Source organism: Mycobacterium sp. P2_H7 (assembly GCF_056403275.1).
Genome location: NZ_JBFUFU010000009.1, coordinates 491,114 through 515,125, shown reverse-complemented (window position 1 = coordinate 515,125; position 24,012 = coordinate 491,114). Strand labels below are relative to the sequence as shown.

Annotated in this window: 19 protein-coding genes and 1 tRNA gene; 7 read left to right on the top strand and 13 right to left on the bottom strand. The window is 66.5% G+C overall.

The annotated features are described in order from the left end of the window. Window positions 1-60: 60 nt before the first annotated feature. Complete coding sequence (locus tag AC1DY7_RS14635; RefSeq protein WP_477494388.1) at window positions 61-1,272, bottom strand: branched-chain amino acid ABC transporter substrate-binding protein; 1,212 nt, start codon at window positions 1,270-1,272, stop codon at window positions 61-63. A gap of 199 nt (window positions 1,273-1,471) precedes the next feature. Further along, window positions 1,472-2,092 carry an ANTAR domain-containing response regulator gene (locus AC1DY7_RS14630; protein WP_477494387.1) on the bottom strand — a complete coding sequence of 207 codons (621 nt, stop codon included), beginning with the start codon at window positions 2,090-2,092 and terminating at the stop codon, window positions 1,472-1,474. A gap of 108 nt (window positions 2,093-2,200) precedes the next feature. Between AC1DY7_RS14630 and AC1DY7_RS14625 the strand changes: the two genes are divergently transcribed. Further along, window positions 2,201-2,274: transfer RNA gene (locus tag AC1DY7_RS14625), tRNA-Leu, on the top strand. A gap of 62 nt (window positions 2,275-2,336) precedes the next feature. Here AC1DY7_RS14625 and AC1DY7_RS14620 read toward each other — a convergent pair. The 9 genes from AC1DY7_RS14620 to AC1DY7_RS14580 form a co-directional block, all read right to left on the bottom strand. Continuing rightward, window positions 2,337-4,490 carry a cellulase family glycosylhydrolase gene (locus tag AC1DY7_RS14620; RefSeq protein WP_477494386.1) on the bottom strand — a complete coding sequence of 718 codons (2,154 nt, stop codon included), beginning with the start codon at window positions 4,488-4,490 and terminating at the stop codon, window positions 2,337-2,339. Between the two features lie 678 nt (window positions 4,491-5,168). Then, entirely contained in the window at window positions 5,169-7,094 is a 1,926-nt protein-coding gene (locus tag AC1DY7_RS14615) for a cellulase family glycosylhydrolase (protein ID WP_477494385.1), read from the bottom strand. Between the two features lie 842 nt (window positions 7,095-7,936). Beyond that, window positions 7,937-8,428, bottom strand: coding sequence for a Dps family protein (locus AC1DY7_RS14610; RefSeq protein WP_477494384.1), 492 nt, complete (start codon window positions 8,426-8,428; stop codon window positions 7,937-7,939). A 47-nt stretch (window positions 8,429-8,475) separates the two neighbouring features. Beyond that, window positions 8,476-10,233, bottom strand: a complete 1,758-nt coding sequence (locus tag AC1DY7_RS14605; RefSeq protein WP_477494383.1) for a DUF2339 domain-containing protein — start codon at window positions 10,231-10,233, stop codon at window positions 8,476-8,478. A gap of 45 nt (window positions 10,234-10,278) precedes the next feature. Then, window positions 10,279-10,968: a response regulator gene (locus AC1DY7_RS14600; protein ID WP_477494382.1), complete on the bottom strand. Its 690-nt coding sequence runs from the start codon at window positions 10,966-10,968 to the stop codon at window positions 10,279-10,281. Beyond that, window positions 10,932-12,074: a MacS family sensor histidine kinase gene (macS, locus tag AC1DY7_RS14595; RefSeq protein ID WP_477494381.1), complete on the bottom strand. Its 1,143-nt coding sequence runs from the start codon at window positions 12,072-12,074 to the stop codon at window positions 10,932-10,934. Before macS ends, AC1DY7_RS14600 begins: the two co-directional genes overlap by 37 nt. Before the next feature lie 5 nt (window positions 12,075-12,079). Further along, complete coding sequence (locus AC1DY7_RS14590) at window positions 12,080-12,832, bottom strand: amino acid ABC transporter ATP-binding protein (RefSeq protein ID WP_477494532.1); 753 nt, start codon at window positions 12,830-12,832, stop codon at window positions 12,080-12,082. 29 nt (window positions 12,833-12,861) lie between these two features. After that, window positions 12,862-13,782: an amino acid ABC transporter permease gene (locus tag AC1DY7_RS14585; RefSeq protein WP_477494531.1), complete on the bottom strand. Its 921-nt coding sequence runs from the start codon at window positions 13,780-13,782 to the stop codon at window positions 12,862-12,864. After that, window positions 13,779-14,729, bottom strand: a complete 951-nt coding sequence (locus tag AC1DY7_RS14580; RefSeq protein ID WP_477494380.1) for an ABC transporter substrate-binding protein — start codon at window positions 14,727-14,729, stop codon at window positions 13,779-13,781. The genes AC1DY7_RS14585 and AC1DY7_RS14580 overlap by 4 nt, the downstream gene beginning before the upstream one ends. A gap of 147 nt (window positions 14,730-14,876) precedes the next feature. Between AC1DY7_RS14580 and AC1DY7_RS14575 the strand changes: the two genes are divergently transcribed. The 6 genes from AC1DY7_RS14575 to AC1DY7_RS14550 all read left to right on the top strand — a co-directional run bounded on the left by AC1DY7_RS14575 (window position 14,877) and on the right by AC1DY7_RS14550 (window position 21,667). Beyond that, window positions 14,877-15,467, top strand: coding sequence for an HdeD family acid-resistance protein (locus AC1DY7_RS14575; RefSeq protein WP_477494379.1), 591 nt, complete (start codon window positions 14,877-14,879; stop codon window positions 15,465-15,467). A 104-nt stretch (window positions 15,468-15,571) separates the two neighbouring features. Beyond that, window positions 15,572-17,020, top strand: coding sequence for a cytochrome ubiquinol oxidase subunit I (locus AC1DY7_RS14570; protein WP_477494378.1), 1,449 nt, complete (start codon window positions 15,572-15,574; stop codon window positions 17,018-17,020). Window positions 17,021-17,030: 10 nt separating this feature from the next. Beyond that, window positions 17,031-18,071 carry a cytochrome d ubiquinol oxidase subunit II gene (gene cydB, locus AC1DY7_RS14565; protein ID WP_477494377.1) on the top strand — a complete coding sequence of 347 codons (1,041 nt, stop codon included), beginning with the start codon at window positions 17,031-17,033 and terminating at the stop codon, window positions 18,069-18,071. Window positions 18,072-18,127: 56 nt separating this feature from the next. Beyond that, window positions 18,128-19,690, top strand: a complete 1,563-nt coding sequence (gene cydD, locus AC1DY7_RS14560) for a thiol reductant ABC exporter subunit CydD (protein ID WP_477494530.1) — start codon at window positions 18,128-18,130, stop codon at window positions 19,688-19,690. Continuing rightward, window positions 19,677-21,194: an ATP-binding cassette domain-containing protein gene (locus AC1DY7_RS14555; RefSeq protein ID WP_477494376.1), complete on the top strand. Its 1,518-nt coding sequence runs from the start codon at window positions 19,677-19,679 to the stop codon at window positions 21,192-21,194. Before cydD ends, AC1DY7_RS14555 begins: the two co-directional genes overlap by 14 nt. After that, window positions 21,191-21,667 (top strand): DUF4190 domain-containing protein, encoded by a 477-nt coding sequence (locus AC1DY7_RS14550; RefSeq protein ID WP_477494375.1) that lies wholly within the window; start codon window positions 21,191-21,193, stop codon window positions 21,665-21,667. The genes AC1DY7_RS14555 and AC1DY7_RS14550 overlap by 4 nt, the downstream gene beginning before the upstream one ends. Here the strand turns inward: AC1DY7_RS14550 and AC1DY7_RS14545 are convergent. Beyond that, on the bottom strand, window positions 21,664-22,527 hold the full coding sequence (locus tag AC1DY7_RS14545) for an acyl-CoA thioesterase domain-containing protein (protein WP_477494374.1): 864 nt from the start codon (window positions 22,525-22,527) through the stop codon (window positions 21,664-21,666). The two genes, AC1DY7_RS14550 and AC1DY7_RS14545, sit on opposite strands and share 4 nt — an antisense overlap. Window positions 22,528-22,536: 9 nt before the next feature. Continuing rightward, window positions 22,537-23,958, bottom strand: a complete 1,422-nt coding sequence (pyk, locus tag AC1DY7_RS14540) for a pyruvate kinase (RefSeq protein ID WP_477494373.1) — start codon at window positions 23,956-23,958, stop codon at window positions 22,537-22,539. Window positions 23,959-24,012: the final 54 nt, after the last annotated feature.

Here is a 24,012-nt window from a genome sequence, read left to right as displayed (position 1 = left end):
TGTCTGGAACAAGAACGCGTCCGGAACCGGGGTCCCGGACGCGTTCTTTTGGTGAGTTCCCTACTGGACCTTGAAGATCCAGATCAGGTTGGTGGTGAGCTCACCCTTGTCTGTCCACTGGTAGTTGCGGGCGATGCCCTGACCGTTGTACGTCTTCACGAAGTCCAGCAGCGCCGGCCGGGTGATGGCACCCGAGTCGATGCCCTTGAGCAGAATGGTGCCCAGGTCGTAGCCCTCCGCGCTGTACGTGCCCGCGTCGGCGTTGAACTTCTTCTTGTAATCCTCGGCGAACGTGCCGGTGGCTGGGCCGCACGGGCAGGCCAGGATGGCGTCCTTGGAAGCCTCGCCGGCCTGCTTGACGAACTCGATGTCCTTCGTGCCGTCGGCCGAAGAGAACACCCCGGTGTAGCCGCCGTCGCGCAGCTGCTGCACCAGCGGCGCCGCCTCGGAGTAATAGCCGCCGTAGAAGATGGCGTCCGGGCTGATGCCCTTGACCTGCGTCACCGCGGCGGAGAAGTCCTTGTCGCCCTTCTTCACCGAGATGTTGCAGCCCGGGTCCGCAACGGGCCCCAGGGTCTCGCGCACCGCGGTGGCCAGACCGAGGCCGTAGTCGGTGCTGTCGTCGATGACGCACACCTTCTTGAACCCCAACGCGTTCTTCAGGTAGTTGGCGACCGACGGGCCCTGCACGGCGTCGTTGGCCAGCCCGCGGAAGAAGGTCTTCCACCCGTTCTGGCTGAGCGTCGGGTTGGTGGCCGAGGCCGTGGTGGCGACGAGGCCGGCCTGGTCGAACACGGTGCCGGTGGCCTTGGTCTCGCCGGAGAACGCCGGGCCGACCAGGCCGATCGTGTACTGGTCGTCGACGATCTGCGGGGCGATGGCCGTCGCCTTCTGCGGGTCGCCTTCGGTGTCGAACGGCTTGAGCTGCACCTGGCAGCCCGGATTGGCAGCGTTGTGCTTGTCGATCGCCAGCTGCACGCCGTTCTTGATGTTGATACCCAGCGCCGCGTCGGGACCGTTGAGCGCCCCGGCCATCGCGATGGAGACGGGCGGGCAGGTGGCCTTGCCGTCGCCCGCAGGATCCGCCGGGGTGGCGCCCGTGGCGGCCTTGACCTCCGCGCCGTTTTCGTCGATCTGGACCTGTTCGACGATCTTCAGGTCGGCTTTCGACGTGCTCTGTTCGGGAGTGGACTGGTTACACCCGGCAATACCGAGTACCAGCAGTCCAGCGCCACCGAGCGCAAATGCATTCCGTGCCACGCGACTGCGCACGCTTCACCTCCGGGTCATGGATTCCGACGGCATCGGCGATGAGTCGCAGGTCGGCCGCTCGCTGATGCTTCGGGTAGACACTAGCCAAACGGTCGCCGCGTTGCGTGATGTTGAACGATTGGCCACGGCGCGTCGGTATCGCGAGCAGGTGATAGCGCAGGACCGGAAACGCAGTGTTAACCCGGGCCGTCCGCGTGGGTCAGGCAGACGGCGATTCTTCGGCAGGCGGGTCCAGAGTCTCCAGTACGACCTCGGCCACCCGCTTCATGGTGGTGCGCCGATCCATCGCCGCGCGCTGAATCCATTTGAACGCTTCGGGTTCCGTCATTCCTTGGTTTGCCTGCAGCAAACCCTTTGCCCGCTCGACGAGCTTGCGTGTCTCGAGCCGGTCGGTCAGGTTGGCCACCTCGTGTTCCAGCGCCGCAATCTCACCGAAGCGGCTGACGGCGACCTCGATGGCCGGAATCAGATCGGTGATGGAGAACGGCTTGACCAAATAGGCCATCGCGCCCGCGTCGCGGGCCCGCTCGACCAGTTCACGCTGCGAGAAGGCGGTGAGGATGACAATGGGCGCAATTCGCTTGGCAGCGATCTCCGATGCCGCATCGATCCCGTCGCGGCGGGGCATCTTCACATCCATGATCACCAGATCAGGTTTGAGGCTCTCGGCGAGATCCACCGCCTCCTGGCCGTCACCGGCCTGGCCCACGACCTCATAACCTTCCTCGTTCAGCATCTCGGCCAGATCGAGTCGGATCAGTGCTTCGTCCTCGGCGATGAGGACACGGCGCGGGGCGGAAGCTTCGGTCATGGCGGCCATTCTTCCGTGAGTGCGGCCGATCAGCGACCTCGGGGTTACCTGGGCGCGTCGGGCAGGTGCGGGAGGCCCCGTGCCGATCCTCTAAGGTGGGAGTCCGCACCAGTGCTGGCCCTCGTATCCCAACTGGCAGAGGAAACGGATTCAAAACCCGTGCAGTGTGAGTTCGAATCTCACCGAGGGCACTCAATACAGACATGAAAAATGAAGGACCGCACCATCGCGGCCCTCCATTTCCCCTCGGTTTCTACTCGGACCCGCCGGCTCCCGACGGTGTCGACGCGCCGGCTTTGGCTGTGGCGCTCTCCCGCTGCGACGACGTCGCCGACGGGGTACCGGCCCCACCGTGGCGCGGCTTGTCACCGGCGCTCGGCTTGTCCCCGGACTTCGGCTTGGTCCCGTGCTCCGAATGGCCCGACTTCCCGCCCGAGCGGGTCGCCTTGGTGCCGGTGCCGTCATCCCCGGCGCCGTTCGCGGCCGATGCCCCGGTCGAATCACCCTTGGTCGAGTCCGGCTTCGTGGACTCCGGCTTCGTGGACTCGGGCTTGGTCGACTCCGGCTTGGTGGACTCAGGCTTGGTGGACTCAGGCTTGGACGGCTCGTCCTTGGCGGGCCCATCCTTGGCAGGCTCGTCCTTGACGGGTGCCTCGGGCTTGGTGGTCGCCTCCGGCGTCGTTGTGCCGGTGGTGTCGGTGCCGGCCCCGGTGGCCGGATCCGTCGTGGCTTCCGCCGGCTCCGTCGGCGTCGCGGTCTCCTCCGCGGCGGGCGTCTCGGTCGCGGATTCTTCTGCGGCGGGGGTCTTTACGGTCTCCTCCGTCTCAACCTCCTCCGTTGCGGTCTCCTCGGTCACGGTCTCTTCGGTCACCGTCTCTTCGGTCGTGGCGACTTCCTCGACGGTGGTCGCCTCATCTTTGACCGCCTCCGTCGACGTCGCTTCCGCATCCTCGGATTCGCCGGCCTTGGCCTTCTCTTCGCTCTCCGCGGATACCTCGTCGCCGGTCTTCGCCGCCGACTCGGCATCCTCTGCGGTGACCCCGTCGACCACGCTCGTCCGGGCCGCACTCAAAGCCGTTGCGGCGGCGGTCTGCCCGCCAAGCCCACTGAACAGCTGGGTGATCGCGGCGACCACCGACGTCACGATCGTGTTGATCACCGTCGGCACGAAGCTGAAGATCTGGCCGATCAGCTGTCCGAGCGCCGTCAACACCGCAGTGATGGGGTTGGCCGGAGTCGTCGGCGTCGTCGGCTTCAACGACTTGATCAGTTCCTTGAGGATGAGCGCTATGGGTTTCGGTGTGCCGTCCTCGTAATACAGCCCGAAATGCGCCTCATTGTTGAGGAGGTCCTCGGTTTTTCCCGCACTGTCCAGCAGCGTGTACAGGAAGATGGGCCCGGCCCCCGCGATGTTCTGCCAGGTTTTGATGAAGTCCTCGATGTAGGCCTGCTGGGCAGCGGTTGTCACCACATTGGTCGGGAGACCGTACTCACTGATCCACATCTTCAGTTGTTCCTGGCCCGGCGCGAGGTAGGAATTCATCAGATCCCGCAGGGCTTGAACCTGCGAGGCCGCGAAGTTGCCGGAGCCGAACATTGAGAAGTAGTCGTACGGATGGAAGGACAGCGCGTCGAAGTAACCATTCGCGCCGGCGTTATACATCGCCTTGACGAAGTCGACGGGGTTCATGGTCCAGTTGCCCAACGTCGTCCCGGCACCGACCACCCCGCCAATCACGGTGATGTCGATATTGAGCTGCGCGGCCGCTTGTTTGATGCTCGTATAGGCAGCCTTCAACATCTTGGTGTAGTCGACCGGGTCCACCGGATTCCAGAAAATGAAGGCGTTCGGCTCGTTCCAGACTTCGTAGGCGCTGATCTTGTCGCCGTAGCGCAAGGCGACCTGTTTGGCGAAGGCGGCAAAGTCGTTGACGTCCTTCGGCTGACCGTTGACCGGCGACGATTCCGTGGCCCACGTCGGCGTCGAGTTCAGTACCCCGAGAATGCCCATACCTTTGGCATTGGCGGCGTTGACGATCATGTCCATTGCTGCCCAATTCCTGGTGGCGCCAGGAAGATCGGGGTCCTTCAGTTCGATGTTCGCCCACGGCACCAGCACCCGCACGTTGGTGACGCCGATGTCCTTCATCGACTGGAGCCGCTGATCGACCTCCGCACGGATCGCGGCAATTTCTGCTGCGGTGATGTTCGGCTTGAGAAGTTGGTCGTTGATGTCGTGGAAGAAGTCCCCGCCCTCGGAGATGCCGACCGTCGACGGAGCCTCATCAATGGCCGCGACGTTGAGAATTTCGTACGACGCGACCCGCTTCACATCCGGCATGACGAAATGGCTTCCGGCCGCGGCGATCATGGCCGTGGTGGTCAACCCGATTACTGCACGCTTCATCACTCCGCGTGTCGACCCAGGAACGTGTCCCCACATCGCAACCGCCTCATCTCTACTCTTCTGTACCTCTGACCACAGTTTCGTGCTTGAGAGTGCAAGAAAATTAACTGAGCTGACGGCAATTTGCATAACTTACCCAAGGGTAATATTTGGGCCGAAATACTTAGCCCGGAGCAGCTGATTTTGGCAACTAATTGACCGCTCGGAAAATAGTGGTTTGCATTCTCATAAACTGAGTTATGGCAAAGCGTCACCGCCACTCATGCGACTTTCCTGAGAGCGGTCTCAGCAGGCAAAATGCTCTATTTTCCCAGGTACACGGGCCGCTTGCGGATGGAAGGATCGGCAGCAGGCAGCGGCGACCGCGCCAGTTTTCTACGCCGATGTGCAATTTTGGCAAACTTATCCACGGCTTCTTTGAGCCCTGGCCTCCAGATCGTTCGGCGGTGCCGGGCTATGTTTGCCCACAGCAGCGGAGAATCGGGTGATCCGGCCCCTGATCTTGCAATGTGGGAGGACACCGATCCGGTTGCTGTCGGCGATGCCCGCAAAACCGACGCCCGGAGACCTGACGACAGGCGGCCGCGGCGTCCTGTTGCGCTAAGCCGGGCGGTGACAACGTGATTCGAGATATACGAAGGGCCGCGATCGCTCGCGGCCCTTCGCATTCCCCTCGTCTCAGTCAGCGGTCCCGCCGCTCCCGTTGTCCGAGTCCTTCGGTGACGACGCTTCGGAGGCCCCGACACCCGCGGTCGCCCGCGGCTTCGGCTTGTGCCCCCGCGGGCCGGAAGCAGTTGCGCCGTCCGCAGCACCGGTAGCACTGCTCGAGCCGGTGGTGTCGTCCTTGGTGCCGCGGACCTTGCCGTGACGCCACGTCTTGCGCGGGCGATCCACTCCCGAACCGTTCGTGGCGGCCGGCTTGTCCTCGGTGGCGGACTGCTCGGTGGCGGACTGCTCGGTGGCGGACTGGCCCTCGGTGGCGGTCGTGCCGACCGCCACCGTCTTGACGGGTTCCGGTGCCGTCGCGGTTGCCGATTCGGCGACCGTCTCGGGCGCAGTGACGGGCTCGGGCTCCGTGACGGGCTCGGGAACGGTCACCACTTCCGGCTCCGTCGGGGCATCCGCCTTCGAGATGGACGGCGCCTCGGCGGCAGGCTCTCCGGTGACCGCCTCGGCGGCAGTGGCTTTGGTGGTGATCGTGGTGCCCGTGTTGGTCACGGCCTCCGCCGTCGTCGCTTCGACCGACTCCTTCGAGACGGCAACGCTCAGTGCCGCTGCGCCCGCGGTCGACTTGGCCACTGCGGCTTTCGGTGTCTTCGTCAGCGCCTTCTTCAGCGCGGCAAGGGCGTTGGCGATCGAGTTCGCGACGGTGACGGCGGCCTTGACCGGGGACATGACCACCCCGGCGACGGCGTTGACCATCGAGTTGACCGCCGCGGCGACCTGCTGGGCCAACGCACTGAGCACTGCGCCCACCGGTCCCGGCAGCGTGGTCGGGAAATTGATGACTGCCGACGGATTGGCCACCAGTTGCTTGACGATGTTGGCTGCGTACTTGGCCACCCAGTTGTAGGTGAACAACCCGAAGTTGTATTCGGCCACCGAACTGTTCGGGTACGTGTCGTGGGCGGTGTAGAGGAAGATCGGGCCGCCGCCCTGGAAGGTCTGCCAGTAGTTGACCAGATCCGCGATGAACTGAGCCTGCTTCAACTGCTCTGCATCGGAACTGTTCGCCGTTGCGTAGCCGTATTCGCTGATCCAGATCTTCAGGCCCGCGTCGTCGTTGACCGCCATCAGATCGCGGATGGCCTTCACCTGCTGGACGGCCGACAGGCCGCCGGGCAAGTTGGCCCCGACCCCGGAACTGAACGGCAGGCTCTGGCTGTACGGATGGAACGACAGCGCGTCGAAGAAGCCCTTCGCGCCGGCGGCATACATTCCCGCCACGAAGCCCACGGGATCAACCGACAGGCCGGGGATACCCCAGCCGGCCCCCACCACGCCACCGATGACGGAGATGTTGGTGTTCACGGCCTTGATGGCGGTGTATGCCGCCTTCAGAAGCGCCGTGTACGCCGCAGGGTCCGAGGGGTTCCACTCGAGTACACCGTTGGGCTCGTTCCAGATCTCGTACGACGAGATGGCGCCCGCGAACGGACCGGTCGAGTACCGGGTGGCGACCGCCGAGGTGAAGTCGGCGAACTGGGACGCGAACGTGGCGAGCGCGGCGGCCTGATCGGTGCTGGGGTGCGCGCTGCCGATGCCGCCGCCCGCCCAGGACGGTGCGTGGCTGATCGAGGCGAGGATGCCCATACCGCGCTTCTCCGCCTCGGCCACGATCATGTCCGGCACGGTCCAGTTGAACTTGCCGTCCGCCGTCTCGACGGTGTTCCAGGGGATCGCGATCCGGACATCGCTGACGCCCAGCGACTGCAACGCGTCGAGCGCCTGATTGATGATGGTTTGTCTTTGCGCGGCAGTAGCGGCATTGGCCACTTCGTAATAGAGGTAGGACTCGGCGATTCCCACCGTCGAAGCCTGGTCTTCGATCGCGGCGGTGTTGACGATGTCGTACGAGATATGCGGGTGGGCTGGCAAGGACAATTGCCCCGGCACTCCGGCTATTAGCGCGGTTGCAGTCACGGCTATTACGCATCGCGAGGCAACCCTTTTGATCGGTTTCTGTACGGGCGTACCCATGGTGACTCCTGTTCGGATGCAGTGTGATTCGAGGTCAGGAGGAGGATGTTGCTCGAAAATTGACGGTTGCGCCAGTTTTTTTCGGAATTACTCAGAAGTAATTATTGACGCTTTTTTCACATTCCGAGTTAACCAACTTGGGCAAATTCTCCGCCGAATCATTCGAAACTTAGCGAATTCGCATTAGTCGACTTATGGCAAAGCCTCGCACGCACCGCAGTCAACGTGACACATCACGGACTTGTGACTCACATCACAGCAAAATCACAGCGGGAGCAGGGTTTTCCGTTCAGAACCTCGGATCCGTGCGCTTCACGAACTCAATCGACGACCGGACATGCTGCCGTGGCAAATTCTTATTTCCGGTCGCCCGTTCGGCGGACATCCGCCTTCGCATCGGCGTGGACAAGATTTGCCCATCCCCCTCGAAGTTCGACCTCACAGGGCCGAATCCTGACATGTGAGAGGGGTCACACCTCCGCAAGGCCGCCTCCGTTAACTCTCACCCCATCCGCCGGTCACAGCCCCTCCGTGGATCCGCACTCCCGACGCCGGGATGGTGCCCAGCAGGCGCCGGCGCGGCGCGGATTCAGCGACCGGCGGGCGTGGGTAGTCCGCCGAACATGATTGCCAGCGCCGGACGGGGCTCTACCCGCGATCGGCCCGAACAACGGGAATCGACCACCGATCGGCTAACGACACTCAGTGCAATATTGAGATATCCCGCGCGATCGACGGCGCAAGCGTCACACCTTGCGGTTCTCCGACTTGATCAGCCACGCGAGCTTTTCCAGCCCGTCAATCAGTTGGTGCAGGATGTCCGCGGTGGTCGGATCCTCCCGATCGACGGCGTCGTGCACGTCGCGCAGCATCTGAACCGCCGCATAGATCCGGGTCGCGACCAGGTCCACCACCTCGGCGGTACTGCGTTCATAGGCCGGGAATGCCGGCAGGGTGGTCGTGGCAGCGACGGTGTCGGAACGGCCGTCAGCCACCGCGTCCAGAGCCCGCAGACGTTCGGCGATCGTGTCACTGGCCCCGCGGGCGAAGTCGACGAGCTCATCCAGTTGTAGGTGGAGATCGCGAAAGTTCGTGCCGACGACATTCCAGTGGGCCTGTTTGGCCTGCAGATGCAGTTCGATCATGTCGACCAGAACATGCTGCAGATGAGCGCTCAGCTCGGCAGAAGCCTGGAATCCGTTGACGTCGGTTTCGGTACGGCGCGTAGAAGTAGTCATGCAAGAGGCAACGACAGTCTTTCTGGAATGATTCCAGAAAGAGGCCATCAGTTCCGCTGCTGGTCCTGCTGGCTCAACAGTCGCGCATAGCCCGCACCCATGCCGAGCAGCACCAGCCCGACCACGATGAACGCAGCCACCCGGAACATGCCGTCGAGCGTGCCCAGATCGAAGACGAAGAGCTTGGTCACCGCGGCGGCGACCAGCGCCATCCCGGCGCCGATCGGTAAGGAGCGATCCGTGCGGGGCCGGCGCGCGGCGTAGCCGAACAACGCCGCGGCCATCGCAATCCAGCAGATCGTCGCCGCCATCTGCCCGGCCAGGAAGCCGCCGGCAGGACCCGCGATCAGCACTCCGGCGGTCACCGTGAACGCGGTGACCGCGTACACCAGGACGGTCGCCGCCACACCGAGCAGCAGCCGCGCGAGATCGCTGTCGAGCCGGGAACGGGCCGACCAGCACTGCGCGACGGCGTACGCGCCCAGCAGCGTGCAGGAAAGAAGCACCGAAACAGCGTCCGGCACCGTCAGCACCGTGCCAGACGTCAAGGTGCCCGGCCCGGCCATCGCCAGCAGATGGAGCCCACCGAATCCGCCGAACAGCACCGCCGACCACTGCGCGGCCACACTGTGCCGCCCTGCGACCGCCGCCAGCACGGCCATCGCCAACAGCACCGGTCCGGCGACCGGCGCCGAGAAGCCGACGCCCACGGCCACCAGAGCGGCCACGGCCGACAACGCCGTCCACACCTGCCGCACCGGCGTCGTCACCCCGGGAATCCGTTCGGCGACCATGACGATCGCCAGCACCACGGCCGACAGTGCCGCGGCCAGCACGGCGGCGACCGCATCTGTCGTGGCCGTGCCCACCGCCAGCACGGGCAGCGCGCCCATGGCAGCCACCAGCGCGACACCGACGCGATGTCCGCTGTGCGGCAACACCATCAGGGCCGATCCGAGCGAGAGCACCGCGGCGATGGCGCAGGCACCGGCCAGCCACGCGTCACGGCCCGAGCCGAATGCGATGCCCACCAGTGCGAGCAGCACCGGGGCACTGCCGGCCACCGTGCGAGCAACAGACATCCATACCCAGTCCCGGCCGAGTTGCACCGGCAGCGTCGCCGCCGAGAGCGCCAGCATGAAGCCCACCAGCAACAGCGTGATGCCACCCGCGACGATCGGGGCCAGCACGATCAGCGGCACCAGGACCAGGAGCGCCAACTGCTCGGTGTCCCAGTGTCGCGCCAGCATCAAGCCGCCGCCACCGATCACCGCGGACAGCACCAGCCCGACGGGCGCGGGCAACCACTGGTAGACCGTGGTGACGGCGAGGACATCGAGGTACGCGGTGGCCATGCCGGTGGCGGCCAGGGCAATCGACCCGACGCTGCCGCCGGGCCGCGACCTCAGCCACAGGGCGCAGCCGAGCAGGGCTGCCGCGAGCACCGCACCGGCGGCCACCCGGACCGGCGGCGCGAGCAGGCCGGCCTGCGCGGCGAGCACCACCAGCAGCACGACGCCGATCAACGTCACGGCGACCCCGGCGGCGGCCAAAGCCTTGCCGATCCAATTCGACGGCGGGCTCTGCTGCTTCGGCGGTGGCACAGCGGCGGGTGCGGGGGCAGCCATCGGGTAGGGCTGCGGAGGATAGGGCCAGTACACCGGTTGCGGGGCCGCGGCGTGCGCGGACGGCCCGTTGAGCCGCAGGCCCAGTTCATGCAGCTCGGCGGAGGCACGGGTCAACTGGCCGGCGATCGCGGCGAATTCGGCCGAGAGACGGACGGCGACCTGCTGGGGTTCGGTCATGCCCGCCATCGTCGCGCGGACCGGCACCGCAGCGGATGAGTAGGACTACTCGACTTCGGGGTCGCGATCCAGACCGTGTTCGATCGCGTAGCGCGCCAGCTCGACCCGGTTGGCGACCTGCAACTTGCGAAATGTGGCCTGCACGTGGTTCTCCACCGTGCGGTGGCTCAGCGACAGCCGCTCACCAATCTGCCTGGCGGTCAACCCTTTTGCGACATGACGAAGGATCTCGGTCTCCCGGTCGGTCAGGCTGGGCCCGGCCGGACCGTCGTGCGGGCTCTGCGCGATCCGCCGGTACTCCCCAAGCACCAGACCCGCCAGCCCGGGTGTGAAGACCGCGCGGCCCGCAGCGGTGGCCCGGACCGCCTCCCCCAGTTCTGCTTTGGAGGCACTCTTGACCAGATAGCCGGTGGCACCGGCCTTCACCGCCTCCAGGACGTCATCGCGCTCGTCGGACGCGGAGAGCACCAGGACGCGTGACGCGGGCGAGACGGCCAGCACCTCGACGGTGGCCTGGGCACCGGTGCCGTCGGACAGGCGCATGTCCATCACCACCACATCGGGGGTGACCGCGCCCGCCCGGCGCCGGGCCGACCCGACCCCGTCCGCGGTCGCCACCACCTCGAATCCGTCGTCGGCCAGATCGCGGGCCACCGCGTCTCGCCAGATCGGATGGTCGTCGACCACCATCACCGTGATCACGGCGTCCGTTCCCGGGGCACCGTCAGCTCCCATTCCGTTCCCCCGCCCTCCGACGTCGTCAGGACGGCCTCGCCGCCCAGTGCGTGCATCCGGCCCCTGATGGATTTCGACACGCCGACGCGCCCTTCATTCTCCGCTTGGGTCAGCCTGCCGGCCGGGATGCCGGGACCGTCATCGCGGACGCTCACCACGACCGATTCGCCGAGATCCTCCACCAGCACATAGGCGCGCGCGCCCGGACCGGCGTGCCGCTCGACGTTGGTCAGCACGTTGACGGTGGCGGCCAACACCTCATCGGCCACCCGGGCGTCGAGGTACACCGCCGTGGCGGGCAGGCTCACCGCCACCCGGTCGGACTCGTATCGGCGCAACAGGCCGCCGAGGTCGGTGACGGAATCACCTATTCCACCGTCGGTCACACCCGCTGCAGCGCTGAGCAACCGCCGCAGCGCACGCTCCTGCTCGCCGGCGGCGTCCGCCAATTCTGTTGTCTCGCCGCCGATCTCGCGGCCACGCCGGGACACCAGCGCGAGCACCTGCATGACGCCGTCGTGCACCTGCCGGGACAGCCGTTCCCGTTCGGCCAGCGCCGCGCTGAGCCGGATCGCCTGTTCCAGCTCGGCGTGCGCCCGCCGCGCGGTGGTGGCCGCCATCCCGACGGCCAGCCCGACCGCCAGTTCGATGAGGATGGTCGGGGTGCGCACCAAGTCCACCGCGATGGTCCCCTTGAGTGCCGCCGCGGTGCCCATCACGATCAGGCCGGCGGCCATGCCCGCCACCGGCCCGGCCAGAATCGCCGCGGAGACAACGGCATTGGTGGCCCACAACGTCGTCGGCCAGGCCTGGTTGGCCGACGTCCACTCCGCCGACGCGACCAGTGCGGTGGTGGCCATCAGCGCCACCATCACCGCCACCTCGGCAAGCACCCAGGCCCGGCGCCTGCCGAACCCGCGCAGATATGCGACCCCGCACACCACATTCCAGACGGTCAGCACCCCGAAGAGCACCCAGGCGAGCACTGGGCGGTCCAACTCGGCGTTCTTCGACAGCTGGAACACCAGGGCGTACACCCAGCTGAGCAGCCTGAACACCTGCGCGGCCCGCCACAGCGGCGCGGCCGGGTCGGCCAAGCTGCGCACCGCGGTTACATCACCTTGGACAGAAAGGCCTTCGTGCGCTCGTGCTGAGGATTGGTCAAAACCTCACGCGGAGCACCGCTTTCCACCACGACACCGGCGTCCATGAACACCACCTTGTCGGCGACCTCACGGGCGAAACCCATTTCGTGGGTGACGACCACCATGGTCATCCCTTCGCGCGCGAGGTTCTTCATCACGCCCAGCACCTCCCCGACCAGTTCCGGGTCGAGTGCGGACGTGGGCTCGTCGAACAGCATCAGCTTGGGGCTCATCGCCAGTGCCCGTGCGATCGCGACACGCTGCTGCTGGCCCCCGGAAAGCTGAGCCGGGTACGCCTCGGCCTTGTCGGCCAGTCCGACCTGCGCCAGCAGATCCTTGGCCCGTGCCACCGCGGCGTCGCGCTTGACACCCTTGACGTGGATGGGTGCCTCGATGATGTTCTCCAGCGCGGTGCGATGCGGGAACAGATTGAAATGCTGGAACACCATGCCGATGTCGCGGCGCTGCCTGGCGGCGTCCTTGGGGCTCATCTCATGCAGCTTGCCGCCCCGCTCGTGATAGCCGACGAGTTCACCGTCGACGTGCAGACGTCCGGCGTTGACCTGCTCCAGATGGTTGATGCAGCGCAGGAACGTCGACTTTCCCGAACCGGACGGCCCCACCAGCACCAGCACCTCGCCCCTGCCGATCTCCAGGGTGATGCCCTTGAGCACGTGCAGGGCGCCGAAACTCTTGCACACCTGTTCGGCCTTGACCATGGGTCCGGCCGACGTTGCGTCTTGTACGGTCACATTCCACCCGTTCCGGCTTGTGCTTTGGCCAGTGCCTCAAGCTGTTTGGTGGTCAGTTTGCGCGACGCGCCCCGCGAGAAGTGCCGCTCCAGGTAGTACTGGCCGACCATCAGCACGCTGGTGACCAGCAGATACCAGCTGGCCGCGACCATCAGCATCGGCACCGGTTCGAAGATCCGGCCGCCGATATCGCGGACCGCGATGCCGTACAGGTCATAGGAATACGGCACGGCCGTCACCAGCGAGGTGGTCTTCAGCATGCTGATGACCTCGTTGCCGGTCGGCGGGATGATCACCCGCATGGCCTGTGGCAACACGGTGCGCCGCATGGTCATGCCCCAGGACATGCCCAGCGCCGTCGACGCCTCGGACTGCCCCTCGGGCACCGATGAGATTCCGGCGCGGATGATTTCGGCCATGTAGGCGCCCTCGTTGAGACCGAGGCCGATGACCGCCAGCAGGAACGGGATGGACAACGCCTGGAGGTTGAAGGTGAAGAACGTCGGGCCGAACGGGACACCCAGCTGCAGGTTCTTGTAGATGGTCGGGAACAGGCCCCAGAACACCAACTGCACATACACCGGGGTGCCGCGGAACACCCAGAGGAAAACCCAGGCAACCCACCGGAACACCGGATTCGGCGACAGCCTCATCACCGCGAGGAGAATGCCCAACAGGATCGCCAACACCATCGCATAGATGGTGAGCTGCAAGGTGTTCCACGCGCCTTCCAGCAAACGCTCGTCGAACAGGTACTTGCGGTAGACCGACCAGCGGTAGGCATCGTTGGTGGCCGCACCGTAGAGGAACAGTCCGGTCGCCACGATGATCGCGGCCGCCCCCACCCACCGCCACGGGTGGCGTAGGGGCACCGCGTCGATCGGCGACGGAGCCGCTGGAACGTCGGTGTTCGTCAGCTGATCGCTCCGTTGATCACCGGCTTGTCGATCATGCCTGCCTCGACGCCCCAGTTGGACGCGATCTGCTTGTACGTGCCGTTGTCGATCAGGTGCTGCAGCGCCTGCACCAGTGACTGCGCCAGCGGCGAGCCCTTCTTCACCGGCCAGCCGTAGGGCGCGGATTCGAAGGTCTCCCCTGCGGTTTCCAGCTTGCCGTTGCTCTGCTTGATGGCGTACAGCGTCACCGGCGAGTCCGCCGACATGGCGTCGGCCTGGCCGAGCACCACGGCGTTGGTCGCGGCGTCCTGGCTGTCGAACTTGAGGATCTCGATGGCCGGCTTACCGGCATCGGTGCACGCCTTGCTCTTGGCGGGCAGTTCTTCGGTCTCCTCGGTGGTGGTCGCCTGGACGGCCACCTTCTTGCCGCACGCATTGCTCGGGTCGATCGACCCGCCCTTGGGCTGCGCCCACTGGATGCCCGCCGAGAAGTAGGTGACGAAATCGACTGCTTCTTCACGCTCTTTGGTGTCGGTGAACGAGGACATCCCGATGTTGAAGGTGTCGCCCTGCACCGACGGGATGATCTTCGCGAAATCGGACTCGCGGTACTCGGCCTGCAGGCCCAGCGTGGCGGCGACCGCGTTGACCAGGTCGACGTCGAAGCCGACGATCTTGCCGGTCTCGTCCTTGAACTCGTTGGGGGCGTAAGGAATGTTCACGCCCACCACGAGCTTGCCGGACGACTTGATGGCCTCGGGCACGGTATTGGCGATGGTCTCGACCTTCGACGCCGAGGCGGCCGTCGTCGTGGTGGACGGCGCGGCGCTGTCCTCGTTCTTCGCGCAACCCGACAGGGCCAGCGCGCCGGTCGCGACGAACACTGCCGCAACGCGCCAGACCTTGGTCCGGCGACTCTTACATCCAACTGACACGATTCCTCTTTCCTGATCGGGCTCATCCACCATCGACGTCTGGCCAACTATTGCCCCAAGGCGAAGACGTTAACCACAGTGGCCCCAGCGCGCAGTGCCGGTAACCGAAGATTAACGACCTTCCGATCACGGTGTGCCGTAATCGTCCAGCGGTATTTGACGCTGTGGGAGACTGCCGCTATGACAACTGTCGCTCCTCCCAGCCTGCTGCCTCACCTATGGAAATCCACCCTGGTCTCCGGGGTTCTCGCGGTGGCCCTCGGTGCCACGGTTCTCGCCTGGCCGAAGATCTCGATTGTCGTCGCTGCCAGCTTCTTCGGCGCCTACCTGCTGATCACCGGTATCGCGCAGGTCATCTTCGCGTTCAGCCTGCACGTGTCGGCGGGCGGACGGATCCTGCTGTTCATCAGTGGTGCGGCCTCGGTGATCCTTGCGGTGTTGTCCTTCCGCCACCTCTTTGACGCCGTACTGCTGCTGGCCATCTGGATCGGCATCGGCTTTGTCTTCCGCGGAGTGGCCACCGCGGTGTCCGCGATCAGCGATCCCACCCTGCCCGGCCGCGGCTGGAACATCTTCGTCGGCGTCATCAGCCTCATCGCCGGCATCGTCGTCCTCGCGTCCCCGTTCGAGTCGATCGCGACGCTGGCTCTGGTGACCGGCATCTGGCTCGTGGTGATCGGCGCGATGGAGGTCGTCAGTGCCTTCGGCATCCGGTCCACCTCCAAGAAGCTGACCGAAACCCTGACCCCGCCGGCCCAGCCCGTCGCATGAGTTGTCTGCGCCACGTTCTCTGGGCATGCCGACAATCACCTACTACACTGTGTCGTAGTTCTACAGAGTCGTAGAGAGACCCGCAGCCCGGGGAGTTGGTGCACATGGACGCGCTGGACGTGTCGCGGTGGCAATTCGGAATCACCACCGTCTATCACTTCATCTTCGTACCGCTCACGATCGGCCTCGCCCCGCTCATCGCGGTGATGCAGACCGTGTGGGTCATCACCGGCAACAACGCCTGGTACCGGCTCACCCGGTTCTTCGGGAAACTGTTCCTGATCAACTTCGCGCTGGGCGTGGCGACCGGCATCGTCCAGGAATTCCAGTTCGGGATGAACTGGAGTGAGTACTCCCGCTTCGTCGGCGACGTGTTCGGGGCTCCGCTGGCCATGGAAGGCCTGGTGGCCTTCTTCTTCGAGTCGACCTTCCTGGGGTTGTGGATCTTCGGCTGGACACGACTGCCCCGACTGGTCCACCTGGCCTGCATCTGGATCGTCGCCATCGCCGTGAACGCCTCGGCGTTCTTCATCATCGCGGCCAACTCGTTCATGCAGCATCCCGTCGGGGCGCACTACAACCCCGAGACCGGCCGCGCCGAATTGACCAGCATCACCGAACTCTTCACCAACAACACCGCGTGGACGGCCTTCCCGCACGCGGTCGCCGGCGCCTTCCTGGTGGCGGGCACCTTCGTGGCCGGAGTGTGCGCGTGGTGGATGGTGCGCAACCCCGACTCCGACGAAGCCCGCTCCATGTATCGCCCGGCCACCATCCTGGGCTGCCTCATCGCGTTCATCTCGGCCGCCGGGCTGTTCTTCACCGGCGACGCCCAGGGCAAGCTGATGTTCCAGCAACAGCCGATGAAGATGGCCTCCGCGGAATCGTTGTGCCACACCGAACTCGACCCCAAGTTCTCCATCCTGACGGTCGGGACGCACAACAACTGCGACAGCGTCACCCACCTGATCGAAGTGCCCTACGTGCTGCCGTTCCTGGCCGAAGGCAAGTTCACCGGCGTCACGCTCGAGGGTGTCAAGGATCTGCAGGCGAGCTATCAGGAGAAGTTCGGCCCCGGCGATTACCGGCCGAACCTGTTCGTCACCTATTGGTCGTTCCGGGCGATGATCGGATTCATGGCGGTGCCAATGCTTTTCGCACTCACCGCGCTCTGGCTGACCAGGGGTGGCCGAATACCGCAACAACGCTGGTTCGCATGGTTCGCACTGCTCACCCTGCCCACCCCGTTCCTGGCCAACAGCGCGGGCTGGGTGTTTACCGAGATGGGCCGCCAACCCTGGGTGGTCGCACCCAATCCCACCGGCGACCAGATGGTGCGATTCACCGTGCAGCAAGGGGTGTCACACAACTCGGCGGGCATGGTCTGGCTGTCATTGATCGTGTTCACCGCGCTCTACGCGGTGCTGGCAGTCATCTGGTTCTTCCTGATCCGGCGCTACGTCGTCGAAGGACCGCTGGAACACGACAGTGAACCCATCCCACCCCCACCACCCGGCGAGGACGACGTCGCGCCGCTGTCATTCGCCTACTAGGAGGTGTGCCGTGGACATCCAGACGTTCTGGTTCATCATCCTGGCCGTACTGTTCGTCGGCTTCCTGGTACTGGAAGGTTTCGACTTCGGCGTCGGGATGCTGATGGCGGTCTTCGGCCGCACGAGCACCGGCGACAAGGAGAAGCACCGCCGAGCGGTGCTCAACACCATCGGCCCGGTGTGGGACGGCAACGAGGTCTGGCTGATCACCGCGGGCGGCGCGATGTTCGCGGCGTTCCCCGGCATGTACGCCACCATGTTCTCCGGCCTGTACCTGCCGCTGCTGGCCATCCTGGTCTCCATGATCATGCGCATCTGCGCCATCGAATGGCGCGGCAAGATCAACGATCCGAACTGGCGGCGGTGGGCCGATATCGGCATCGCCGTCGGAAGTTGGGTGCCCGCCGTGCTCTGGGGTGTCGCGTTCGCCATCCTGCTGCGCGGCCTGCCCGTGGACGCCGAGCATCAGATCCATCTCTCGATCAGCGATGTGCTCAACCCCTACACCCTGCTCGGAGGGCTGGCGACCTGCGGCCTGTTCCTGTTCCACGGGGCGGTGTTCGTGGCATTGAAAACCGAAGGCGCCGTGCGTGACGACGCGGTCAAGTTCAGCACGCGACTGGCCCTGCCGGTGACCGTCGTCGTCGCCGGCTTCGGGCTGTGGACGCAGCTCGCCTACGGCAAGGACTGGACCTGGCTGGTGCTGGGCTTCGCCGTCGTCATGCAGCTGGGCGCGGTCATGCTGGTGTTGAGCCGCGGTGGCGACGGCTGGGCGTTCGCGGCCACCGCGTCGGTGATCGCGGCGGTGGTGGCGCTGCTGTTCGGCTGCCTGTACCCCAATCTCATTCCGTCGACACTGGACCCGGCGTGGAGTCTGACGATTTACAACGCGTCCTCCACCCCGTACACGTTGAGAATCATGAGCTGGGCGGCGGTGCTGGTGACTCCGCTGGTGATCGCCTACCAGGCGTGGACCTATTGGGTTTTCCGGCAGCGCATCTCGGCCGACCGGATCCCTGACCCCGCGGGACTGTCACCGCGCCTGTCGTGACACGCAACTTCCCCCCGTCGGTTCGGCGCTACCTGATCGCATCCGCGGTGTACGGCATGCTGATCAGCGTCGCCACGATCGCGTCGGCCTGGGTGCTTGCCCATCTGGTCGCCGGGGTGATCACCGATCCGGCCACGCGCACCGCCGCGCACTGGTCCGGGCAGTTGCTGATCCTGTTGGGGCTGTGGACCGTTCGCACCATCGGGTCCTGGCTACAGGCCAGGCTCAGTCAGCGCGCCGCGACGGCGGTGATCGGCGAACTCGGCGCCGGGGTGCTGCGCTCGGTGACCGCCCGCTCCCCCCACGACCTCCTCGCGGTCCGCGATGAGACCGCGGTGATCCTGACCCGCGGGTTGGACGGGTTGCGTCCGTACTTCACCGGATATCTACCCGCCGTCGTACTGGCCGGGATCCTCACGCCGATGACCGTGATCGTCATCGCCGCAACCGATCTGCAGGCCGCGATCATTGTCGCGATCGCGCTTCCGCTCGTTCCGCTGTTCATGATCCTCATCGGCAAACTGACCGCGGACCGCTCCGCGGCCGCACTCGCGGCCATGACGACGCTGCAGTCCCGGCTGCTGGATCTGGTCGCCGGGATCCCGACCCTGCGCGCCCTGGGCCGGGCCGCCGGTCCCGCCCATCGCATCGCCGAACTGGCTGCCGCGCATCGCCGTTCGGCGATGGCCACGCTGCGCATCGCCTTCCTGTCCGCCGCCGTCCTGGAACTGCTCGCGACCCTGGGCGTGGCGCTGGTGGCCGTCAGCGTCGGATTGCGGCTGGTGTTCGGCGAGATGACGCTTGCCGCCGGACTGACCGCACTGCTGCTCGCACCCGAGGTGTTCTGGCCGTTGCGCCGGGTCGGAGTGCAGTTCCATGCCGCGCAGGACGGCAAGACCGCCGCCGACGCGGCGATGCGACTGCAGGAGTCGGCGCCCCCACGCGCCCCGGGGCACCGCACTGCGCGGGGGGACACCATCCGACTGGAGGAGCTCAGCGTCGTCGGGCGCGACGGACCGGCACCGGACCGGTTGACCGCCACCGCCGTTGCCGGTGAGGTGACGGTGTTCACCGGCCCCAACGGCTGCGGGAAATCAACCACCTTCGAGGCGATCCTGGGCCTGACGGCGGCCTCGTCGGGCCGGGTACTCGCCGGTGACGTCGACATCGCCGAGGCCGACCTGCAGACGTGGTGGCCGCAAGTGTCGTGGTTGCCGCAGCGCCCGGTCCTGATCCCCGGCACCGTGCGGGCCAACCTCGAACTGTTCGGTCCCCTGCCCGACGTCGACCATGCTTGCCGTGCAGCGGGTTTCGACGAGGTGCTGGCGAGGCTGCCCGAGGGCGTGGACACCGTGATCGGGCGCGGCGGGGTGGGGCTGTCCCTGGGACAACGCCAGCGGCTGGGCCTGGCCCGCGCGCTGGGTTCGGCCGCGCAGGTGCTGCTGCTCGACGAGCCGACGGCCCACCTTGATGCGGACACCGAACGCCGCGTCCTGGAGGCCCTTTCGGCACGGGCCCGCGAGGGCGCCACGGTGATCGTGATCGGGCACCGCGCACCGGTGCTGGCCGCGGCCGACCACATCGTCGCGGTGGAAGGTGCCCTGCATGTCCCTTCGTGACGTCCTCGACCTGCTGCGTCCGCGGTGGCCGCGCTTGCTGTTGGCCATCCTGTTCGGCACCCTCGCCCTGGGCAGCGCCCTGGCGCTGGCGACGGTGTCTGCGTGGCTGATCACCCGGGCCTGGCAGATGCCGCCGGTATTGGACCTCTCTGTCGCGGTGGTCGCCGTTCGCGCACTGGGCATTTCCCGCGGGGTGTTCGGCTACTGCGAACGACTGGCCATTCACGACACCGCGCTGCGGGCGGCAGGCCAGGCGCGCGCGGGACTGTACCGCCGGCTGACCGGACTCCCCCCGGAGACCGCGGTGCGGTTGCACAGCGGCGACGTGGTGGCGCGGGTCGGCAGTTCGGTCGACGAGCTCACCGACGCGCTGGTGCGGGCGGTGCTGCCGATCTGTGTGGCGGTGCTGCTGTCGGCGGCCGCCATCACGATCATCGGGCTGCTCGCACCGGCTGCCGCAGCGGTGCTGGCCGCGTGTCTGCTGGTGGCCGGTGTGCTGGCGCCGCGGCTGGCCGGGCGGGCGTCGTCCGCCGCGGAACGGCTGGCCACGCTGGCGCACGGCGCTCGCGACACCGCCACCATGCTCGCCCTGGAACACGCCGCGGAACTGCGAGTCAGCGGCCGGCTTCCCGAGGTGATCGCCGAAGCGGAGCGCCGCCAACGTGATTGGGGCCGCGAACTGGACCGCTCGGCGGCGCCCACCGCGCTGGCCGCCGCGGCATCCACTGCGGCCGTCGGCGCGGCAGTACTGGCCGCCGCCGTCATCGGCATCACGCTGGCGCCCGTCACCGCGCCCACCACCCTCGCCATTCTGATGCTGGTTCCGTTGTCGGCCTTCGAGGCGACCACCGTATTGCCGGCCGCAGCGGTGGCCCTGGTGCGGGCCCGGCTCGCCGCGGGGCGGATCGGCGACATCCTTGCGCCCACCCCGGACGGCCGGCCTCGCCCGGAGGTGCCCGACGTGGCGCTGACACCCGGCAACCGACTGGCCGTGCTCGGTCCGAGCGGATGCGGGAAAACGACCATGCTGATGGGAATCGCCGGTCGATATCCTGAGAGTCCGCTGACCGCAGCCTTTTTCGCCGAGGACGCCCACCTGTTCGACACCACGGTGCGCGACAATCTCTTGGTGGCCCGCGGCGACGCGACCGATGACGCACTGCTCTCGGCGCTGGACCGGGTGGGGCTGCGCGACTGGCTCGATCAGCTGCCCGACGGCCTGGGCACCATCCTGACCGGCGGCGCGGCGGCCGTGTCCGCCGGTCAGCGCCGCCGCCTGCTGCTGGCCCGTGCACTGATCTCCGAGTTCCCCGTCGTGCTGCTCGACGAGCCGACCGAGCATCTCGACGAGGCCGACAGCGACCGGCTGCTGCGCGGGCTGCTCACCCCCGGTGCACTGTTCGGTCGCGAGCGCACCGTCGTCGTGGCCACCCATCACCTGCCCGACGGCATCGGTTGTCCTGCGGTGCGGCTGCCGCCCGGCGAGTACCCTCACCAATCATGAGCTCCTATGAGCCGTATGGCGGCCAATATCCGGGGCAGTACCCACCGCCACCGCCGCAGCCCTACGCCGGTTATCCGCCTCCGCCGCCGAGCGCCCCGCGCAACGGACTCGGTGTCACCGCACTCGTCCTGGCCGTGCTGGGTCTGCTGTTCTCGTGGACCGTCGCCGGCGGCATCGTCCTGGGCCTGGTCGCCCTCATCATCGGGTTCGCGGCACGCGGCCGGGTCAAACGGGGCGAGGCCACCAACGGCGGCCTGGCGATCTCCGGAATCGTGCTGGGCGCGTTGGCAATCGTGCTGGGGCTGGTGTTCATCCCGGTCTGGATCAGCTTCTTCTCCCAGCTCGGCATCGGTGACTACGTCGACTGCATGACGAAGGCCGGCAATGACAGGACCGCCCAGGTGCAGTGCGAGAGCACCATGCGCGGCAAGATCGAATCCGACTACGGCGTCACCATCGCCCCCACCCCTTAACGAGGCGGGAAATACTTGATGATGCCTTCCTGCACGACGGTCGCCACGATCTGACCGTCCGCGCCGAAGAAATGCCCGTTGCTCAGCGCGCGGGAGTCGGCCGCCACCGGGGACGCCGTCGAATACAGCACCCACTCGTCGAACCGCACCGGCCGGTGGAACCACACCGTGTGGTTCATGGTCACCGCGAAGATCCGGTCGTAACCCCAGGACAGACCATGCCGGGTGATGATCGGGTCCAGCACCGTTGTGTCCGAGGAGTACACCAGCGCCGCCGCGTGCAGCACCGGATCATCGGGCATGGGCCCGTCGGCGGTGAGCCACACCCGGTTGTGGTCGAGGCGGCCGCCCTTGTCGCGCATCACCCACGCGGGGTCGTTGGTGTACCGCCATTGGATGGGCTTGAGCGCCGCGACGAACAGCGGCACCTTTTCCTCGTAGCCGACCAGCAGTTCGTCGATGGTGGGCAGCGTCTCCGGATGGGGCACGTCGGGGAAAGGCGCGTCGTGCTCCAGGCTGCGCCCGCCGGCCAGATGTGAGACCAGCGCGCAGCCCAGCAGCACCCCGTCCTGGGTCACGTCCACCCGGCGGTTGGCGAAGCGGCGCTCGTCGCGCAACCGAACCACCTGGAACTCCAGGTCTTTCGTCGGATCACCGCCCGCGATGAAGTGCATCGAGAGGGTGGTCGGCGGCAGGTTCTCCGGCACGGTCCGGCAGGCCGCCACGAACGCCTGCGCCATCATCTGGCCGCCGAACGTGCGGACCGGGTTGAGGCTCGGATGCGTTCCGGTGAACGCATCCTCGCCCACCCTGGTGAGATCAAGGACCGTCAGCAGTTCCTGAAGATGGTCTGCCGACAAGAGTCCCCCTTACGCGTGGTCGTCCTCGCCGATCCGGTGCACATGGATCAGGTTGGTCGAGCCTACTGTGCCCGGAGGAGCGCCTGCGACGATGACCACCAGGTCGCCCCGCTTGTAGCGGCCCAGCCCCAGCAGCGACTCGTCGACCTGCTTGATCATGTCGTCGGTGGTCAGCATGTGCGGCACGATGAACGTCTCGGTGCCCCAGGTCAGCGCCAACTGGCTGCGCACCTCGGGCAGCGGGGTGAACGCCAGCAGCGGCAGCGGGGTGTGCAGCCGGGCCAGCCGGCGCACGGTGTCCCCGGACTGGGTGAAGGCGACCAGCGCCTTCGCGTCCAGGCGCTCACCGATGTCGCGGGCGGCGTACGAGATGACGCCGCGCTTGGTGCGCGGGGTGTGGGTGAGCTGCGGCACCGCGGTGGAGTTGTCCTCGACCGCGGCGACGATGCGTGCCATGGTGCGGACCGTCTCCAGCGGGTACTTGCCCACCGAGGTCTCACCCGAGAGCATCACGGCGTCGGCGCCGTCGAGCACGGCGTTGGCCACGTCGGACGCCTCGGCCCGGGTGGGACGCGAGTGGTCGATCATCGACTCCAGCATCTGGGTGGCGACGATGACGGGTTTGGCGTTCTCCCTTGCCATCTGGATGGCCCGCTTCTGTACCAGCGGAACCTCTTCGAGCGGCAGCTCGACGCCCAGGTCACCGCGGGCGACCATGATCGCGTCGAAGGCCAGCACGATCGCTTCGAGGTTGTCGACGGCCTCGGGCTTCTCCAGTTTGGCGATGACGGGGACCCGGCGCCCGACCCGGTCCATCACCTCGTGCACCAGCTCGATATCGGCCGGGGACCGCACGAAGGACAGCGCCACCAGGTCGACACCGAGCTCGAGCGCGAACTCCAGGTCGGCGATGTCCTTTTCGGACAGCGCGGGCACCGAGACATTCATGCCGGGCAGGGACAGTCCCTTGTTGTTGCTGACGCGGCCGCCCTCGGTGACGGTGCACACCACGTCGTTGCCGTCGATGTGCTCGACGATGAGACCGACGTTGCCGTCGTCGACCAGGAGCCGGTCGCCGGGAGAGGCGTCCAAAGCCAGCTGTTTGTAGGTGGTGGACACCCGGTCGTGGGTGCCCATGAAGTCGTCGACGGTGATGCGGATCGTCTCACCGGCCTGCCACAGCGTGGCGCCGGTGGCGAACCGGCCCAGCCGGATCTTGGGTCCCTGCAGGTCGGCGAGGATGCCGACCGCCCGCCCGGCGGCATCGGAAGCCGCCCGGACGTTCCGGTAGTTCTCTTCGTGGTCGGAGTGGCTGCCGTGGCTGAAGTTCAGCCGTGCGACGTCCATCCCTGCTTCGACCAGAGCCTTCACCATCTCCTCGGTGCCGGTCGCCGGGCCGAGGGTACAGACGATTTTTCCGCGTCTATTCACGTCACGTGAGCATAGTCATGATCGATTCAGACGGCTATTCAGACAGGCCGCGAC

Bases quoted from the DNA above. Each gene is read 5' to 3' on its own strand.
- AC1DY7_RS14630 (WP_477494387.1), bottom strand. From the start codon at position 2,092: ATGGCCGCCATGACCGAAGCTTCCGCCCCGCGCCGTGTCCTCATCGCC.
- AC1DY7_RS14620 (WP_477494386.1), bottom strand. From the start codon at position 4,490: ATGAAGCGTGCAGTAATCGGGTTGACCACCACGGCCATGATCGCCGCG.
- AC1DY7_RS14610 (WP_477494384.1), bottom strand. From the start codon at position 8,428: ATGACTACTTCTACGCGCCGTACCGAAACCGACGTCAACGGATTCCAG.
- AC1DY7_RS14605 (WP_477494383.1), bottom strand. From the start codon at position 10,233: ATGACCGAACCCCAGCAGGTCGCCGTCCGTCTCTCGGCCGAATTCGCC.
- AC1DY7_RS14600 (WP_477494382.1), bottom strand. From the start codon at position 10,968: ATGGGAGCTGACGGTGCCCCGGGAACGGACGCCGTGATCACGGTGATG.
- AC1DY7_RS14590 (WP_477494532.1), bottom strand. From the start codon at position 12,832: ATGGTCAAGGCCGAACAGGTGTGCAAGAGTTTCGGCGCCCTGCACGTG.
- AC1DY7_RS14580 (WP_477494380.1), bottom strand. From the start codon at position 14,729: ATGGTGGATGAGCCCGATCAGGAAAGAGGAATCGTGTCAGTTGGATGT.
- AC1DY7_RS14575 (WP_477494379.1), top strand. From the start codon at position 14,877: ATGACAACTGTCGCTCCTCCCAGCCTGCTGCCTCACCTATGGAAATCC.
- AC1DY7_RS14570 (WP_477494378.1), top strand. From the start codon at position 15,572: ATGGACGCGCTGGACGTGTCGCGGTGGCAATTCGGAATCACCACCGTC.
- cydD (WP_477494530.1), top strand. From the start codon at position 18,128: ATGCTGATCAGCGTCGCCACGATCGCGTCGGCCTGGGTGCTTGCCCAT.
- AC1DY7_RS14555 (WP_477494376.1), top strand. From the start codon at position 19,677: ATGTCCCTTCGTGACGTCCTCGACCTGCTGCGTCCGCGGTGGCCGCGC.
- AC1DY7_RS14550 (WP_477494375.1), top strand. From the start codon at position 21,191: ATGAGCTCCTATGAGCCGTATGGCGGCCAATATCCGGGGCAGTACCCA.